Below are 17,843 nucleotides of genomic sequence, written 5' to 3' on the forward strand. Positions count from 1 at the left end.
TCCTAGCTTTAAATGCATATCAATAATATCAGCTCAGTTTATTGTGCTCAATAATAAAGCAGCGCTACGGCCGCTAAATGACCTTTAATAATCAGCAACTTAAATTTCAATCTAATAATTAAGTACCACAAAAAGTATAATACTCTTTATCGCTGCTAGGTGCATCCTGAAATTTTGCCAATTTGTCTGTATTTTCATAAGGTGTGTGCATAACCTGCATAAACTCATGCAGTAATTCACTTGAGCCAGTCTTATTATACTCACTAAGTATTTTTTCGATCACATGGTTACGAGGAATAACTCGCGGATTAGCTGCGCGCATTACGGTATAGCTGCGATCATCGGTACGTTTTTGCCACTTACCGGCCCACTGAACTAATACCACTGGTATGCTCACTCCACCTGTTAAAGACTCGGTTAGTGCATCAAACGTGTTGGTATAGTCGAGTTGGTGCTCTTTTAATAACTGTAATAGCTCTGCAATTAACTCTTTATCGGCTGTATCTGTGCCAGCTAAGCCCAGTTTTGTTGCCCACATTGCACTAAATTCAACATTAAATTGCTCAGCAAAACCATCTATTATTGGGGTCATTAACGCCACAGCTTGTTCGTCGTCATCATTTACAAGCGGTATTAAACTCTCAGCTAAGCGGGCGCAGTTCCAGTTAGCAATATTAGGTTGATTACCAAATGCATAACGCCCTTGCTTATCAATAGAGCTAAACACGGTATCAAAATCGAAGCTGTTCATCATGGCACATGGGCCATAGTCGATAGTTTCGCCGCTAACCAGCGTATTATCGGTATTCATTACCCCATGTATAAAGCCTACTCGCATCCAACTAACCACCAGCTCAACTTGGTTTTTAATCACTGCAGCTAAAAATGCTAAATAGCGCTCAGGTCCTGTTGCTTGAATTTTTGGGTAATGACGCTCAATAGCTAAGTCGGCAAGGTTTTTAAGCCCTGCAACGTCGCCTTGCGTTGCTAAATACTGAAACGAGCCAACACGGATATGGCTACTGGCTAAGCGCGTTACAATAGCGCCAGGTTGAGGTGGGTTTCTGTACACGGTTTCGCCACTACCAACCACTGCTAAGCAGCGCGTAGTTTTAATACCTAACGCTTGCATTGCTTCGCTCATTATATATTCACGAATTGCTGGGCCAAGTGCACAGCGGCCATCGCCACCACGAGAGTAAGGAGTGGCACCTGAGCCTTTTAATTGAATGTCCCACAACTGGTTTTGCGCATCCTCTACTGCACCTAGCAAATGAGCACGCCCGTCGCCTAAACGAGGTGAAAAATGTCCAAATTGATGCCCTGAGTATCCCAGTGCAACCGCTGCAATTGCTTGCTGTTCGTTGCCGCTAAAAGTACTGGCCCGTAATTCAGGAACTACATTAATATTAAACGCTTTAGCTAAGCTGTCGTTCCATAGTAATAGCTGTGGGGCGGCCACCTTAGATGGGCGATCTTCAATTGCAAAATTGTCGGCTACTTGTCTGTACCTTGGCATTAAATTCATAACTACCCTCTACTGTTGTTGGCTTATACCTACACGATTATCGCCTACACTGTAGGCTATAATTAAGCTTAGCTCTTGCATGCTCAAACCGCTTTGTTGTTGTAATTCATTAAAGAACGCTTGCGCTGCAGTTAACGACTTTTTAGTTTGTAAGCCACCATCAATAATTTTATGCGCGCGCAAATAACTCTCAACATCCCGCGATAATAAAAAGGTGTCTTTACCCAATGCACGCAAAGTATAAGGGCCGGTATTTCCACCCAAGCGTGCACCGTGTTTTTTTAAGTACGCCCACAAACCAATAATATCTTCACTTGGCCAGTCTGCAATAAACTGACTAAAGCTACCATGTTGCTGGGTAACCTCATGGATCATGAACGCATTTTCGGGGATCGTTTTTACATTTTTATAATTGCGAACAATGCGCTCGTCGCTGGCTTTTTGCTCCAACATATCGGGTGGCATCATTAATAATTTTTCAACGCTAAAATGCCAAAAAACCTCTCTAAAGCCTGCCCACTTGCTGTTAATAACCGACCAGTAAAAGCCACTTTGAAAAACCTTGCGCGTAAACTCTTCCAGCCAATCATCATCACTTAAAGCTACTAATTGTCGCTTAGATGCAGGTTTAGCGAGTAATTGCTGTAGCATTTGTGTTGAGCCTTTTCGCTCTACTGCTCGCTGATAAATATCATTAAATTTTTCCATCTGCTTGAAACCTTATTTTGCAGTTACAAATTTCGCGCCGCGATTATCCCCTAGTTTAAGGGAAATCGTCCTTATACGTAACCGTTGCCAAAATCGATGACACTATCTGCACTTAGCTGCTTGACACCCAGATGGCTAAAATGATTTAATCATCGCACTTACCCTATTTAATTATATTTGTATTGCTAGCAGTACAAATATAAAGGGCTGGAAGAGGTGCGTTATTCAGGTAGCGTATGTTAGGAGCACAAACTCCATTGAGCATACGTAAGGGGAATTAACGCCGAGAAACAACAATATTTGTGTCATTGTTGTTTCGGGCGACTAGGTTGAATCCTAGCGACTGTCACCAATAGCTATTTAAACGTAGCTTATTAGTTTGGTGGAGAGCTTCTGGTCTTAGTATAATAAGGCCGTGCGCCCTATTATTTAAGCCCATTCGCTCTTCGAATTATAACATACCCTACACGTGGGTATTTGTTCGAACGATGTTAATGCGGCTCTTTCCTATATAGCTTCTTAACTCACCGAACATTCTATAAGTTCGCGAGAGATGATCAAAAACTTTAATTTAGATGACTACTCAGTCTGGACGGCGCTCGTTACTCCGTTTAATCAAAACGGTACAATCGACTATGGCACCTTAACCACTTTGGTTGCTGAGCAAGCCGCTGCCAATAATGCTATTTTATTACTAGGCAGCACAGGCGAAGGCTTAGCCTTAACACTTAAAGAGCAACAAGCCATTGTTGAGCACGTGTGCCAATTATCGCCTAATGTACCCTTAATGGTGGCTGTAGGTGGTATGAACCTCAAACAGCAATTAGCCTGGGTTGAATACTGTAACCACTTGCCTATTCATAGCTTTTTACTTGGCTCGCCGCTTTATGCAAAGCCCGGTGTAATTGGGCAAACCCATTGGTTTGAAAGCCTTTTAAATATAAGTAAACACCCTTGTATGCTTTATAACGTACCAGGGCGAAGCGCTGTCGATATTCCAGTGGCAACCATTCAAAACCTACAACAACATAAAAACCTATGGGCACTTAAAGAAGCCAGTGGCAACATTGCGCAATTTGAAGCTTACCGTCAAGCGGCTCCTAACTTAGCTATTTTTAGCGGCGACGATGCGCTTATGCCCTACTTTGCCCAAGCCGGCGCTAAAGGGCTGGTATCGGTAGCAGCTAATGCTTGGCCGCTACAAACTCACGAATTCGTACAGCGTAGCCTAAGTGGCCAATACCCCAATTTATTTACTCAGTGGTCAAGCGCAATCAGTAGCTTGTTCACTGTAGCAAACCCCATTCCCGTTAAAGTACTCATGCATTTACAAGGGCGATTAACGAGTTCGTATTTACGCCCACCGTTAACTCACCTCGAATTAACGCAAACAACGTGCATTGAACAAGCAAACAACACCATTTTATCTTGGCATTAAACATAGGTTTTTATAATGAGCTGGTTAGAACTATTAAATAATTTAGAGTCGGGCGCAGTACGCGCAGCATCACAAAACGAAAGCGGCCAATGGCAGGCTAACGTTGCAGTAAAACAGGGTATTTTAGAAGCCTTTAAAAATGGTACAAACACCGAATTTGTCGGTGGCTTTGTTGATAAACATAACTTAGCGCCACAACAGTTTAGTGCCACCGATGGCGTACGTATGGTCCCGGGTGGCTCAAGCGTTCGCCGTGGTGCTTATGTAGCTAAAGGCACTATTATTATGCCACCAGCGTATGTAAATATTGGCGCATACATTGACGAAGGCACTATGGTAGATAGTCACGCTTTAGTTGGCTCGTGCGCGCAAGTAGGTAAAAATGTCCACCTTAGCGCAGCCGTGCAACTTGGCGGTGTGTTAGAGCCAATTGGTGCCAGCCCAGTGGTAGTTGAAGATGATGCATTTATTGGCGCAGGCTGCGTAATTGTTGAAGGCGTAGTAATTAAAAAAGGCGCAGTACTTGCCCCTGGTGTGCGTTTATCGGCCACAATTCCGGTTTACGACTGTGTAAACGAGCGCCAACTAGACAAAGGCGAGCCAATTCCTGAGTACGCTATTGTAATACCAGGCTCTCGCCCTGCTTCAAACGAATGGGCGCGTGCACAAGGTTTAAGCATGTCGTGCGCGTTAATTGTTAAGTACCGCGATGAGCAAAGTGATGCATCATTACTACTTGAAGAGGTTTTACGTTAATGAGCTTTTTGAGCACGGGCGTTAAAACGGCAATTAATGAATTATCAAGCCAACTCGATAGCCCATTTTTTGTTTACGACCTAGATACGCTAAATAGTCACTTGGCACAATTGGTCGCACAAACCGAGGTAAAACTTTGGTATGCGGTTAAAGCGAATCCGCTGTCTAAAATTATTCAATGCTTAGATAACGCCGGGTTTAATTTTGACGTAGCCAGTAAAGGCGAGCTTGAGCAAGTACTTGCTCAAGGCGTTAGTAGCGATCGCGTGCTCAACACCGGGCCAGCTAAAAGCCCAAAACAAATTAAACACTTTATTGAGCGCGGCGTACGTACTTTTGTTGCCGAAAGTCTTAATCAAGTTCGCTGGCTCAATGAGCAAGCCAAGCTACAAAACTGTCAACTACAGGTATTACTGCGCGTACAGTTACGTTGGCCCGAGGGCGAAAAAAACCCACTAGGTGGCGATAGCCTCACGCCATTCGGACTCGGTTGTACAGAGTGGCAGGCACTTAATATTACCGACTATGACGCACTTAGCTTTGATGGCCTGCATATTTTTCAATGGGGAAATATGCTCAGCACGCAAAAACTCAGTGAGTTGTGGTCACAAATGATTGCACCACTTAGCCAACTTGCCCGCGATTTAAATATAAACCTTAAAATTTTAGATTTAGGTGGCGGCTTAGGTATTCCGTATACGCAAAACGACATAACGCTTAATTGGGATGACTTAATAACTGCCCTCGCTAAAATTAAAAAACAGGCGGGCGTTGAAGAGTTATGGATGGAGCTTGGCCGCTATGCCGTGGGTGAATGCGGACATTACGCAGCCCCAGTAGTAGAGCGCAAACAAAACTATGGCCAACAACAAGTTATTTTAAGTGGCGGTATAAACCACTTATTGCGCCCAGCCGTCACCAGTCAAGACTTTCCAGCAGCATTACTACGAGATTCACACACACCAACCCAAGCTATGAGCTTATACGGGCCACTTTGTACCGCACTCGATTGCTTGGGCGAGCACGCATTACCAAGTGATCTCAATGAGCACGACTGGTTGGTGTTTAGTCAATGTGGTGCCTATGGCTTTAGTGAAAGTATGCCGTACTTTTTATGCCACGAACTTGCTGGCGAATATGTTTTAGAACAAAACAAACTTAGCTGTTTGCGTGCAGCCGAAGATGCCAGTTATTACTTGAGATAATGTACCTAAAATAATGTACCTGAGATAAAATTAAAATGTTGAGATACTCATGATCGCCTCACCAATTAGTCAAGAAAACATCGTCGTTGGTGAAGTTGCCAATGGCTTACCACTCACTATTCCTGTGTATCGTTTAAAAGGCGATGGCACGGGGCCAAGTGTGTATATTCAGGCCAACATGCACGGAGCTGAAGTACAAGGTAACGCGGTAATTTTTCAACTACTTGAACAATTAAAGCACCTTAATCTTAAAGGTGATATTACTTTAGTGCCCTATGCCAACCCTATTGGTTGCAATCAAAAGTCGGGGGAATTTACCCTAGGTCGGTTCGACCCTATCACCGGCACTAATTGGAATAGGATGTATCATTATAATACTGATTTAGTCACTCAGTTTGCACAAAACCATATGCAATACGACGATGCCATATTAAAAAGCGCGTTCAAACAGGCACTTATTGACGAAGTTGACAGTAAACTTAATGGCCCTGCTTATTTACTCAATACTGGTAAACGCATTGCGCTTAACTTACAAAAGCTCGCTCACCAAGCTGATATAGTACTGGATTTACACACAGGTCCTATTTCAAGCAAGCACTTGTACTGCCCAACCTATGCGACTAATAGCGCTCGCTACTTTAATATTGAGCACGTACTGCTTATTCCAAGTGACTTTGATGGTGCGATGGATGAGGCAAACTTTTGTCCGTGGTGGCATTTAAGCGAAGCACTGAGCAAGCAAGGCCGCGAGCTCAGCATACCTGTAGAAGCTTTTACTGTAGAGCTAGGCAGCCAAGAAAAAATAGACTTGAGCGAAGCACTAAACGATGCAAACAGTATTTTAAGTTACTTAAATTATAAAGCCGTATTTGTAAATGCGCCCCACACTCCAGCTAACATTACTCGCTACGCGTGTCATTTAAACGATTACTTTGCTTACTACGCGCCCATGGGCGGAATGGTTGAGTATATTGCCCCCCTAGGCGGGCATATAAAAGCCGGTGAGCCAATTGCTAAAATACTGCGCATGGAGCGTTATTTAAGTGAACAACCACTACAAACACTTTCCCTTGAATCTGACGCTATTGCCATACTGCATTTTGCCTCGGCGAGCGTTAATCAAGGCACTGAACTGTATAAGTTTTTTACTAACGTATTTGAGCTTTAAGCTCTCCCTTCTCATTGCGTGAGAGTAAGTTAACTATAGTTAATTTGCATTATAAAAGCGGCTTAGGCCGCTTTTATTTTGATCTAATTATACTAAATATACGTAAATTCAGTAAAAGTTCACCGTTACATATGTAAAAAGGCGTTATAATTAAATTAACGCATTAAACCATCAATACTCACAAAGGAATTACAATGAGCTGGCGATACTTGATCATACTTTCAACATTAGTTAGTACTACTGTTTTTGCTGAAGAAAAACCTAAAAGCAATGAGCAAAATAGTAATATTGAGCTGGTAAAACAATGTATTTTAAATGAAGTGATTGGTGGAGACGGCAAGCAAACACTCGATCAGCTTCGTAAAAAGTGCTCCGCTCTTGAAGAAGATAAGCAACTTACCGCCATCGATAAGCGCAAAGCACGAGAAGCAGTAAGCCAAAAAAACCGTAATGTGATTACGCCACATAAACGTAACTACATTTTACCAATTTCATATGTATCGCATCCGAACAATAGCTCGTTTGAAACATTTGACGAGCTAACTGGCGAAAAAAATGACGAGCCACTCGATAACTTAGAAGCCAAATATCAGCTTTCAATTAAAGTGCCTCTATTCAATGACTTTTCTGATGAAGACCAAGCTATATTTTTTGCCTTTACATTACAGTCATATTGGCAGCTTTATAACAAAGAAAGCTCATCACCTTTTCGTGAGACTAACTACGAGCCAGAGGTTTTTTGGGTTAACTATTTAGATCCAGAACACGTTCCTTGGGGCGACGAAATGGCTGTTGTTTTGGGTATTTCGCATCAATCTAACGGTAATAGTCAGCCAAATTCACGTTCATGGAACCGTATTTACGCTAACTTTATTTGGGAAAAAAATGGCTTTGTATTTAACTTTAAGCCTTGGTATCGTATTTCAGAAAGCGAGAAAGAAACACCTTTAGATCCAAGAGGCGACGACAACCCTGACATTTACAAATACATGGGTTACTTTGAGTTTAGCGGTGCGTATCGCCTTAATGAACATGAATTTAGCTTTATGACCCGTAACAACTTAAATTCAGACAATCGCGGTGCATTACAGCTCGATTGGTCATTTCCGCTTTGGGGCCGAGTGCGTGGTTATGCACAGTATTTTAATGGCTATGGCGAAAGCTTAATTGATTATAACGCTGATATAGAAAGAATTGGCGTAGGTATACTACTTACCGATTTACTTTAATTAATTAGCGATTAAATTAAACAAATTAAAAAGCCAAGCATCGCTTGGCTTTTTTGCGTTTTAAAGAGTTAAACAGTTATTTTTTTACTACAAACTGCCCTTCAAATTCAGCCACTACCTTATCACCATCATAAATAATAACAGGTACTAAATAGCTGGCTTTACCTTCAGTTTCTAACTCGCTGAGCTTACCCTTACAGCTTTGTATATCAACACAGCCGCGTGGATCACTGCTAAGCGGTTTTAAATATTTAATATTGGCATCGGCTAATACAATATTTCCTTCAAGCCCTGCTTCTTTTAGTGCTAAGTAGGTTGCGCCCCACCCCGTAAGGGTTGCTAAGCTATAAATAGAACCAGCAAACATAGTGTTATGCAGGTTTAAATTAGCATCTAAATCTGCGCTAGTCGTAAATTGCCAGTCGGTATAGCTCTCTACTTTAATGCCCATTGCATCACTAATTGGGATTGATTCACGCCAGGTGTTTTGCAGCACTTGAGTCCAGTTAGGGTGGCGAAACCAGCCTGGCTCTGATGGCTTTTGTTTTACCATTTTATAGTGTTGTACATCGCCGTACGCTAAATGCGCTTTTTCTTGTGTTTCATAACCATGGCGCTTATAAAATTCGAGTGCGCGCTCGCGTGCAAATAACACCAACTCTGCAGCGTCTTGTGACCATGCTATTTTTTCTAGGTCATGTAATAAACGACTACCAATATGCTGATTACGACTTTCTTCAGCTACAGCCATATAGCGAACCTGAGCTTGTTGCTGGTTATTAAAGTGCAGCCGCGCCACCCCTAATACTTTACCCGCTTTATTTTTAATAAAGCGATGCTCGGCATCTTGTTCTAAATCATCCTGTTCAGAACCACGTGGCTCACCCCAAGGGGCACGTAAAATTTCCCAACGTAATTGATAATAGGCTTGCCAATCTTCACTACTTTGCGGTGTACTTACCTGAAACATACATACTCCTGCTGTTAAGCCGTAAATAAAATACAACGTCACTTAATTATGGCAAATACCATACTCCATCTAAAAAAAACTGCCAATACGACTTTGGTGATGGCAAATACAAAGTGTAAAAAATTAATGACAAAAGCCATTGCGCTTTGCTTCGGCTAGTTTATGCTGGGCAACATGAGCGAATACATAAACCCTGTAAATGGCCTGATTAATAGCTATTTTATTGAAAATAGCCACAGTATTGGCCAGTTACTTTATTGGCATAAATATGGGGGCGATCACATTCAAGTACGCCAACATCAGCAACTGCGTTGGCTGCTAATAAATGACACTCTGCAATCTGTGGTAACGCAGCAGCAACCAAGCAATTTATTACTGCCACACTTACAGTGCTTAGCACAGCATTGGCACACATTAAGTACCCCTAAAAAAGTACTCGAACTGGGGCTTGGCGGCGGCGCAATTCGTAATTATTTGCTGCACCAATATCCACACGCAAAAATCACCTCAGCTGAAATAAATGCAGATATAATTAGTTGTTATAAAAAGTTTTTTACTACGCAGCAAGTGCCTAGTAATAATACACAGCGGTTACTTTGTGAGGATGCTCAACAAGTACTGGGTCGCGCCCGCAACATAGATTGGATTATTTTAGATTTATTTAGCCAAATAGACGCACCACGATTTTTATTCGCACCCGCTTTTTATCAAAAAATACACGCAGCCCTTAACAACAACGGCACGCTATTTATTAATTTTTTATCGCAACATGAGTCGCAATTAAAACAGTTACAGCAAGTATTACTTAATGTATTTGGTTATAAAGTTAGCCCGCAAAAGGTAGCAGGCTATATAAATCATATTGTGGTGATCACTAAACAGCTAAATTAAAGGTTACTGGCCCATCGTTACACAAGCTCACTTGCATATCGGCACCAAACTCACCGGTAGCAACCGTTAAATTGAGCGCCTTGGCTTGCGCTACAAAGTATTCGTATAACTCATTAGCTTGGCTTGGAGTTGCCGCCGATGAAAAGCTAGGTCGCATGCCCTTTTTAGTATTTGCCGCCAAAGTAAACTGCGATACTACCAACAGCTCACCAGCAATATCTTTTAGACTTAAGTTCATTTTGTCGTTTTCGTCAGTAAAAATGCGGTAATTACTAATCTTATGCAGCAACTTATCGGCCGCTTGCTCGTCATCTTGTTTTTCAACACCCAACAACACTAAAATTCCTTGGCCAATTTCGCCAACTACTTGGTTATTAATTTCTACTTTGGCATGTTTTACACGTTGTATTAAACCTTGCATTTTATAGCGTATCCTTTGTATTTTCTTGCTCGTCTAGCTCTATTTCGGGCGTGTCTTCAATATTTTCAGGGCTAATACACGCCGTAAGCTCAGCGCCTAGCAACACCACTATCCACGACAAATATATCCACACAAACAAAATAGGAATGGTAGCAACTGCACCATAAATAACTTCATAAGATGGAAAGTGGCTAATATAAAGCGCAAAACCTTTTTTAGTTAACTCAAACAACATGGCAGCAAATAGTGCACCTGGTATCGCCGCTTTAAACGAAACCCGAGTGTTGGGCACCAAGGTGTAGAGCATAATAAAACCCACCATAGAAATGCCGTACGGCAATAACTTTAATAAAAAGCCACTAAACCCCGGAATCCCCTGATCAGCAAACGACACCAACGATACAATATACGAAGTAACTGCAATACTGCCGCCTAAAAATACGGGCCCTAAACTAAGTACCATCCAATAAACGGCAAACGAAATCATCATTGGACGCTTTTTCTTAATTCGCCAAATACGGTTAAGCGTGGCATCAACATTACGAATAAGTAACAAGGCAATAGCAGCTAAAAAGCCAATGCCCACTGCGGTCATTTGATTTGCATTGCCCGCAAACGAGCTAATATGCTCTTTAATAACATCTGACGAAGTAGGCACAAAGTTAGTAAATAAAAAGCTTTCAATTGCTAATCGAGTTGATTCAAACCCCGGAAAAGCCGAAAATATCGCCACACCTACGGCAATTAATGGCACCAAAGACAGCAAAGTTACATAAGCTAAATAGCCCGCGTTAACGGTTATTTGGTCATCAATACAGCGGTTAATATATTGCATCCACCAGCCGGGTTGCTGCCGTAAAAAAGATCCAACTTGCTGTTTATAATAAGAGAGCTTATCGTTCATAACATTGACTTGTGCTAATATAATTTTGACCATAATAACAATCAGCACCATAATTTACAGCATTAACACACGTAAATAGGAAACCAAATGAAAAAACAAACATTACTGAGTGTTACCGTACTTGCACTTGTACTAACATTATCGGGTTGCCAGTCAGCTTATTACTCGGCCATGGAAAAGGTAGGCGTACACAAGCGCGATATTCTTATTGACCGCGTAGAAGAAACCAAAGACTCGCAACAAGAGTCTCAAGAAGAGTTTAAATCAGCGCTTGAGCGCTTAACTACACTTATTGATTTTAATGGTGGCGAACTGCAAGACACTTACAATCAGTTAAACGATGACTATGAGTCGAGCTTAAATGCCGCTAACGAAGTGTCAACTAACATCAATAAAGTAGAAGACGTAGCAGAAGCCTTATTTGATGAGTGGAGCGATGAGCTTGAGCAATATAAAAGCGCATCACTTAAACGTGAAAGCAGTAAAAAGCTAGCCGCGACTAAGCGTCAATTTGATCAGCTATTACGCTCAATGCGCAGCGCAGAGAGCAAAATGGAGCCTGTATTAACATCGCTTCATGATAACGTTTTATACTTAAAGCATAACTTAAACGCACAAGCGGTATCGGCTATTAAAGGCGAGTTCACTAACCTTAAACGCGATATACAATTGCTTATGAACGACATGAACAAATCGATTGCCGACTCAAATAAATTTATTGAACAAATGAATAGTGCCGGTTAATTAGCTGATATTATATTTAAATTTGCCTGCATTATTGCAGGCTTTTTTATGGCTGCATGGCTGCTTTAGCACTATTTAAAACGGATTTAATTATGAAACACATTACCCTTATAATCTTTATAAGCTGTTTTTTATCCGCGTGTAGTACACCTAATCAGGTGCAAAAAATAGCTGATAAAAACTCAGTTATTGCTGTTAACAACCAAACAGGTCGTTACCATAATTTATATCAAGGCAAAAAGGTTTACCCAACCACCTGCGAGCAAAACTGCTACCCGCCACATCCGAACTTGATTTGCGAAACACCCAGCAGCAACTGCCAGTATCAAGGTAAGCAAATTAAGCCGCCGCTCAATACCGGTTATACGGTTCGTTGGTTAGGGCATGCCAGCTTTGTGGTCAGCACACGTAATGGGCAAAATGTATTATTTGATCCGGTTAGTGAGCAGTTTGATTCACCGGTTGATTTAGGCTTTAAGCTTGCAGGTGGGTTTTATCGCAAACCCGGAGCATGGCCAAATAAGCAAACACTTGAAAACATTAACGCCGTTATGTATTCGCATATTCATTATGATCACTTTAATAAAGCAGATATTAAAAAACTGGGTAATCAACCACGTTATTTAGCCCCGCTAGGCATGGCAGATAACTTCCCAACGGGTGGCTTTAATATTACTGAAATGGCGTGGTATGCAAAAACCAGCATTGAGGACTTAACCATACACGCAGTGCCTGCACATCACTTTAGTAATCGGGTGCTTATTCCCTATATTTACGAAGATGATAATAAAGATTCTTGGAATGGCTGGCTGCTTGAACAAAATGGCAGCACCTTATTTTTTGCCGGCGATACTGGCTATTCAAAACACTTTAAAGACATACAACAAAAATACGGTGATATAGACCTATGCCTAATGCCAATTGCCTCTTATTACCATAAAACCAACGCTAAAGGGTATCGATACGTTCATACTACGCCAGAGGATGCCCTTAATGCGGCCACAGAGCTTAATTGCAAAGTAATGATACCATGGGGGTATGGCAACTCAAGTTGGCAAATGGGCGATCACAGCAGCCACTCAGCGCTATCGCGCTTACTGCATATGTATAAACAAATGAATGCACCAGTACCGCTGTATATTTTAAATGAAGGCGAAACAATTAAACTTTAACTAATGCACGTAGGTTGGGTTGAGCGCAGCGAAACCCAACGAAAAATACCCTACCAACAAACACTAGTACTTAGCCTTATCGGCTGTTTTAAGCTCACTCTGCGTACAAAAGATCTTTAAGTGAATTATTCACAAAGAGGTTAAGAGGCGCTGCGCTTTTAGAGGAAAAACTCAATGTAGTGCACAAGTGCACAGCACACCAATTATCGCGGTGGTGGTAATTTCTTTAATCTACCCTCTTTAACCTTTTATTTAGCTAACCCACAAACACAAAAAAGCCGCTGTATTTTGCAATACAGCGGCTTTTAAAATCATTATTCTAAATTAATAGATTATGACTTAGGCGCACGACCCGCACGTTTACGTTCGTTTTCTGTAAGATGACGCTTACGAATACGAATGTTTAGTGGCGTTACTTCAACTAACTCATCTTCATCAATAAACTCAAGCGCTTGCTCAAGTGAATAGTTTAAAGGTGGAGAAAGCGTTTGTGCTTCATCTGTACCAGATGCACGTACGTTAGTTAACTGCTTACCTTTAAGGGCGTTAACTGTAAGGTCGTTATCACGGTTATGAATACCGATAACCATACCTTCGTAAACTTCAACACCGTGGCCGATGAATAAACGGCCGCGCTCTTGTAAGTTAAACAATGCGTTAGTCAGTGCTTTACCTGTAGCATTTGCAATGATTACGCCGTTTTTACGAACACCGATTGAACCGCCTTTATGAGGACCGTAATGATCGAACGTATGGTACATAAGACCAGAACCCGAAGTAATTGTCATGAAATCAGTTTGGAAACCAATTAAGCCACGGCTTGGGATAATAAAGTCTAAACGCATACGGCCTTTGCCATCTGGAGACATGTTAGTAAGCTCACCTTTACGTAGGCCAACTTGCTCCATTACAGAACCCTGATGCTCTTCTTGACAGTCAATTGTTACTGTTTCAAACGGTTCTTCTAATACACCGTCAACAGTACGCAAAATTACCTCTGGACGAGATACAGCAAGCTCGTAACCTTCACGACGCATATTTTCGATTAAGATACCTAGGTGTAATTCACCACGGCCAGAAACACGGAAGCTATCTGGGCTAGCAGTATCTTCAACGCGAAGTGCTACGTTGTGTACTAGCTCTTTGTCTAAACGCTCACGAATATTACGTGACGTTACAAACTTACCTTCTTTACCACAAAACGGTGAGTTATTTACAGAGAATGTCATTGTTACTGTTGGCTCATCAACACTTAGTGGTGGTAATGCTTCAACGTTAGTAGGACAACAAACAGTATCTGAAATCTTAAGCTCGCCAATACCGGTTACAGTAACAATGTTACCTGCATAACCACGGTCTGTTTCAATACGCTCAAGGCCTAAGTAGCTTTGTACTGTACCAATTTTACCGTTACGTTTAGTACCATCAGCACTAATAATAGTTACTTGTTGGTTTGGAGCAACAGAACCACGCTTGATACGACCAACACCAATTACACCCACGTATGAGTTGTAATCAAGTTGAGAAATCTGCATTTGGAAGTCACCTTCAGGATCTGCATCTGGTGGTGATACTTCGTCAACGATCATTTGGAACATGGCATCCATGTTATCAGATGGCTCGTCTAAATCTAATGTTGCCCAGCCGTTGATTGCTGATGCATAGATTACTTTAAAATCTAACTGCTCGTCAGTGGCGCCTAAGTTATCGAATAAATCAAAGATTTGATCCATAACCCAATCAGGACGTGCACTTGGCTTGTCGATTTTGTTAATTACTACGATTGGCTTTAAACCTTGCGCAAATGCCTTTTGCGTAACAAAACGCGTTTGTGGCATTGGGCCTTCTTGAGCGTCAACAATTAGTAATACTGAGTCAGCCATTGAAAGTACGCGTTCCACTTCACCACCGAAATCGGCGTGTCCTGGAGTATCTACGATATTAATGTGGTAGCCGTTCCATGAAATAGCGGTGTTTTTCGCTAAAATGGTAATACCACGTTCTCTTTCTATATCGTTTGAATCCATCACGCGCTCTTCATTACCGCCGCGTGTTTCTAATGTGCCTGAAAACTCAAGCAGTTTGTCAACCAGTGTAGTTTTACCGTGGTCAACGTGGGCGATAATTGCTATATTTCTTATCTTTTCGATACTCATTAATATTCACTCAGAGAAATTGAATCTCATTGATCCTGCAGGGGCTTACGCACTCACCTGCGTTTTCACGAGATGTCCCAGCATAGGATTTAAAAGGGCGCATATTATCCCTTATAAATGGAATGGATGAAAGTTTATCCAAAATAAATTTGCAAACTTTCTGGTTTTTTTATTTAACCTACTGTTTTAAATTAACTAATTATAAAAATAAAATTTTTAATATTTTTATAAAAACCTCCACTTTAATGACTTTATTGCTATTTTGGTCAGTCTTTTGTATTTACTTTATGTTAGTCTATCACGATTAAATAGCGAGCAACTTTTTACTCTGTAACTGTTGCACTATATTGAAGCATTTACGCACCACAATGGTGCGCATTAGAAACAGCCGTTATTACTTTTGTATTTTTTATGTTTATAAACATTAAGTTACAATAGTGGCACAAAATCAGCTTATAAAACACAAAGCATTTAAGCAGCAATAACAAAACCTTATAGTTGGAGGACACATGTCGCAATCGGTTTTAGATTTTATTAAAGAAAATGACGTTAAGTTCATTGATTTACGCTTTACTGATACCAAAGGTAAAGAGCAGCATATTTCAATTCCTCATCACCAAATTGATGAAGACTTTTTTGAAGATGGTAAAATGTTCGATGGTTCTTCAATTGCTGGCTGGAAAGGCATAAACGAATCAGACATGGTGCTAATGCCTGTTGCTGAATCAGCTAAGCTTGACCCATTCACTGAAGAAGCCACATTAATTATACGTTGTGACGTAGTAGAGCCTTCTACATTACAAGGTTACGAGCGCGATCCACGCTCTGTAGCAAAGCGTGCTGAAGAATATATGCGCTCTACGGGTATTGCTGATACGGTTTTATTTGGCCCAGAGCCAGAGTTCTTCGTATTTGATGACGTAAAATATAAAACAGACATGTCTGGCTCTATGTACAAAATCGATTCTAAGCAAGCTGCTTGGAACTCAGATAAAGAATACGCAGACGGCAATACAGGTCATCGCCCTGGCGTTAAAGGCGGTTACTTCCCAGTTGCTCCTGTTGATGACTTTCAAGATTGGCGCTCTGCTACTTGTCTAGTATTAGAAGAAATGGGACAAGTTGTTGAAGCACATCATCACGAAGTAGCAACTGCTGGACAAAACGAAATTGCTACGCGCTTTAATACTATGGTGATTAAAGCCGATGAAATTCAAGAAATGAAATATGTTATTCATAACATGGCTCATTTATACGGCAAAACAGCCACTTTTATGCCTAAACCTATTGTTGGCGATAACGGCTCTGGTATGCATTGTCATCAGTCGTTAGCTAAAGACGGTGTTAACTTATTTGCAGGTGATAAGTACGGCGGTCTTTCTGAAGATGCGCTTTATTACATTGGCGGTATTATTAAACATGCTAAAGCAATTAATGCGTTTGCTAATGCCTCTACTAACTCGTACAAACGTTTAGTACCAGGTTACGAAGCACCAGTAATGCTTGCATACTCTGCACGTAACCGTTCTGCATCGATTCGTATTCCGGTAGTACCATCAGCTAAAGGTCGTCGTATTGAAGTACGCTTCCCTGATGCAACGGCTAACCCGTATCTTGCTTTTGCTGCCATGCTTATGGCTGGCCTTGATGGAATTAAAAATAAAATCCATCCTGGTGATGCAATGGATAAAGATTTATACGACCTACCTGCAGAAGAAGCAGCAGAAATTCCAACCGTTGCCTCTTCATTAGAAGAAGCACTGGCATCTCTTGATGCTGACCGTGAGTTTTTAAATCAAGGTGACGTGTTCTCTAATGATTTAATTGATGCTTACATTAAACTTAAGAGTCAAGAAGTTGAAAGACTTAACATGACAACGCACCCAATTGAGTTTGAAATGTATTACAGCTGTTAATTTTAATTAACAGTTATAAAATATACCTTTAAGCCCGCTTTGCGGGCTTTTTTAATGGTAAATTAGTACTTTCTCCACTAAAGTAAAGTTAATGTTAAAAATGCAGGGTTGCAGAGTGAGTAGCAAGATTTTATTACTACTAATTACTTCATTATTAAGTGTTTGTAGTTACGCTGGTGAAAAAAAAATTTACGCATGGAAAGATAAAAATGGCGTACTGGTGTTTTCAGATACCCCCCATATTGGCGCCAAAGAGATAAAACTCACCAGCCAAGATTTAACCATGCCTGCAACAAATACAGATATATTAAATAATCAAACTAAAGCGCAGCCGGTTGCATTTAGTATTGGTATTGCATCGCCTGAGCATCAGCAAACTATTCGTGAAAACACCGGCTCTGTGTATGTATCTACTCGCATTACCCCCCGCTTTGAAAACGACTTTACAATACAGCTATTTCTTGATGGTAAAGCCTATGGCGCAGCAAGTGATACCTCAACCTTTGCTTTAAGAGATGTAGAGCGTGGTGAGCACACTCTGCAAGTTAAGCTGTACAACAAACAAAACCAAGTCATTGCGACAAGCCCATTGAGTGTATTTTTTATGCATAGAAAAGGCTTAAGCTTAGGTAATTAA

Annotated in this window: 16 protein-coding genes and 1 riboswitch; of the genes, 10 read left to right on the forward strand and 6 right to left on the reverse strand. The window is 41.1% G+C overall.

The genetic code is table 11. The features are described from left to right. Positions 1 to 118: 118 nt before the first annotated feature. Positions 119 to 1,528 carry a protein adenylyltransferase SelO gene (locus I6F41_RS12785; protein ID WP_182684115.1) on the reverse strand — a complete coding sequence of 470 codons (1,410 nt, stop codon included), beginning with the start codon at positions 1,526 to 1,528 and terminating at the stop codon, positions 119 to 121. A 9-nt stretch (positions 1,529 to 1,537) separates the two neighbouring features. Further along, on the reverse strand, positions 1,538 to 2,236 hold the full coding sequence (locus I6F41_RS12790; protein WP_197108630.1) for a DNA-3-methyladenine glycosylase I: 699 nt from the start codon (positions 2,234 to 2,236) through the stop codon (positions 1,538 to 1,540). Between the two features lie 203 nt (positions 2,237 to 2,439). Then, positions 2,440 to 2,637, forward strand: a riboswitch (Lysine riboswitch). A 152-nt stretch (positions 2,638 to 2,789) separates the two neighbouring features. Between I6F41_RS12790 and dapA the strand changes: the two genes are divergently transcribed. The 5 genes from dapA (at position 2,790) to I6F41_RS12815 (ending at position 8,032) form a co-directional block, all read left to right on the forward strand. Next, entirely contained in the window at positions 2,790 to 3,674 is an 885-nt protein-coding gene (gene dapA, locus I6F41_RS12795; protein ID WP_011326898.1) for a 4-hydroxy-tetrahydrodipicolinate synthase, read from the forward strand. Positions 3,675 to 3,689: 15 nt separating this feature from the next. Next, complete coding sequence (locus I6F41_RS12800; protein ID WP_011326897.1) at positions 3,690 to 4,430, forward strand: 2,3,4,5-tetrahydropyridine-2,6-dicarboxylate N-succinyltransferase; 741 nt, start codon at positions 3,690 to 3,692, stop codon at positions 4,428 to 4,430. Continuing rightward, the gene (locus I6F41_RS12805) at positions 4,430 to 5,635 is read left to right on the forward strand and encodes a PLP-dependent decarboxylase (RefSeq protein ID WP_182684117.1); all 1,206 of its coding nucleotides are present in this window, start codon (positions 4,430 to 4,432) and stop codon (positions 5,633 to 5,635) included. The genes I6F41_RS12800 and I6F41_RS12805 overlap by 1 nt, the downstream gene beginning before the upstream one ends. 49 nt (positions 5,636 to 5,684) lie before the next feature. Then, positions 5,685 to 6,803: a succinylglutamate desuccinylase/aspartoacylase family protein gene (locus I6F41_RS12810; protein WP_089367575.1), complete on the forward strand. Its 1,119-nt coding sequence runs from the start codon at positions 5,685 to 5,687 to the stop codon at positions 6,801 to 6,803. A 194-nt stretch (positions 6,804 to 6,997) separates the two neighbouring features. Beyond that, on the forward strand, positions 6,998 to 8,032 hold the full coding sequence (locus I6F41_RS12815) for a phospholipase A (RefSeq protein ID WP_182684118.1): 1,035 nt from the start codon (positions 6,998 to 7,000) through the stop codon (positions 8,030 to 8,032). A 76-nt stretch (positions 8,033 to 8,108) separates the two neighbouring features. Here I6F41_RS12815 and I6F41_RS12820 read toward each other — a convergent pair whose 3' ends face one another. Then, on the reverse strand, positions 8,109 to 9,002 hold the full coding sequence (locus tag I6F41_RS12820; protein WP_011326892.1) for a bifunctional GNAT family N-acetyltransferase/hotdog fold thioesterase: 894 nt from the start codon (positions 9,000 to 9,002) through the stop codon (positions 8,109 to 8,111). A gap of 162 nt (positions 9,003 to 9,164) precedes the next feature. Here I6F41_RS12820 and I6F41_RS12825 point away from each other — a divergent pair, with 162 nt between their 5' ends. Next, positions 9,165 to 9,893 carry a spermidine synthase gene (locus I6F41_RS12825; protein WP_182684119.1) on the forward strand — a complete coding sequence of 243 codons (729 nt, stop codon included), beginning with the start codon at positions 9,165 to 9,167 and terminating at the stop codon, positions 9,891 to 9,893. Here I6F41_RS12825 and dtd read toward each other — a convergent pair. Beyond that, positions 9,877 to 10,314 carry a D-aminoacyl-tRNA deacylase gene (gene dtd / locus I6F41_RS12830; RefSeq protein ID WP_058372331.1) on the reverse strand — a complete coding sequence of 146 codons (438 nt, stop codon included), beginning with the start codon at positions 10,312 to 10,314 and terminating at the stop codon, positions 9,877 to 9,879. The two genes, I6F41_RS12825 and dtd, sit on opposite strands and share 17 nt — an antisense overlap. 1 nt (position 10,315) lies before the next feature. Then, entirely contained in the window at positions 10,316 to 11,218 is a 903-nt protein-coding gene (locus I6F41_RS12835) for a virulence factor BrkB family protein (protein WP_011326889.1), read from the reverse strand. Between the two features lie 87 nt (positions 11,219 to 11,305). Here I6F41_RS12835 and I6F41_RS12840 point away from each other — a divergent pair, with 87 nt between their 5' ends. Next, positions 11,306 to 11,962 carry a DUF2959 domain-containing protein gene (locus I6F41_RS12840; RefSeq protein WP_011326888.1) on the forward strand — a complete coding sequence of 219 codons (657 nt, stop codon included), beginning with the start codon at positions 11,306 to 11,308 and terminating at the stop codon, positions 11,960 to 11,962. Positions 11,963 to 12,054: 92 nt separating this feature from the next. Next, positions 12,055 to 13,134 carry an MBL fold metallo-hydrolase gene (locus I6F41_RS12845; protein WP_011326887.1) on the forward strand — a complete coding sequence of 360 codons (1,080 nt, stop codon included), beginning with the start codon at positions 12,055 to 12,057 and terminating at the stop codon, positions 13,132 to 13,134. 332 nt (positions 13,135 to 13,466) lie between these two features. Here the strand turns inward: I6F41_RS12845 and typA are convergent, their stop codons facing one another. Further along, entirely contained in the window at positions 13,467 to 15,290 is a 1,824-nt protein-coding gene (gene typA, locus I6F41_RS12850) for a translational GTPase TypA (protein WP_179807385.1), read from the reverse strand. 509 nt (positions 15,291 to 15,799) lie between these two features. Here typA and glnA point away from each other — a divergent pair. After that, positions 15,800 to 17,206: a glutamate--ammonia ligase gene (glnA, locus tag I6F41_RS12855; protein ID WP_086993786.1), complete on the forward strand. Its 1,407-nt coding sequence runs from the start codon at positions 15,800 to 15,802 to the stop codon at positions 17,204 to 17,206. Positions 17,207 to 17,321: 115 nt separating this feature from the next. Then, positions 17,322 to 17,843: a DUF4124 domain-containing protein gene (locus I6F41_RS12860; RefSeq protein ID WP_089368922.1), complete on the forward strand. Its 522-nt coding sequence runs from the start codon at positions 17,322 to 17,324 to the stop codon at positions 17,841 to 17,843.

The organism is Pseudoalteromonas sp. SCQQ13, assembly GCF_015864415.1.
GTDB classification, from domain to species: Bacteria; Pseudomonadota; Gammaproteobacteria; order Enterobacterales; family Alteromonadaceae; genus Pseudoalteromonas; species Pseudoalteromonas nigrifaciens.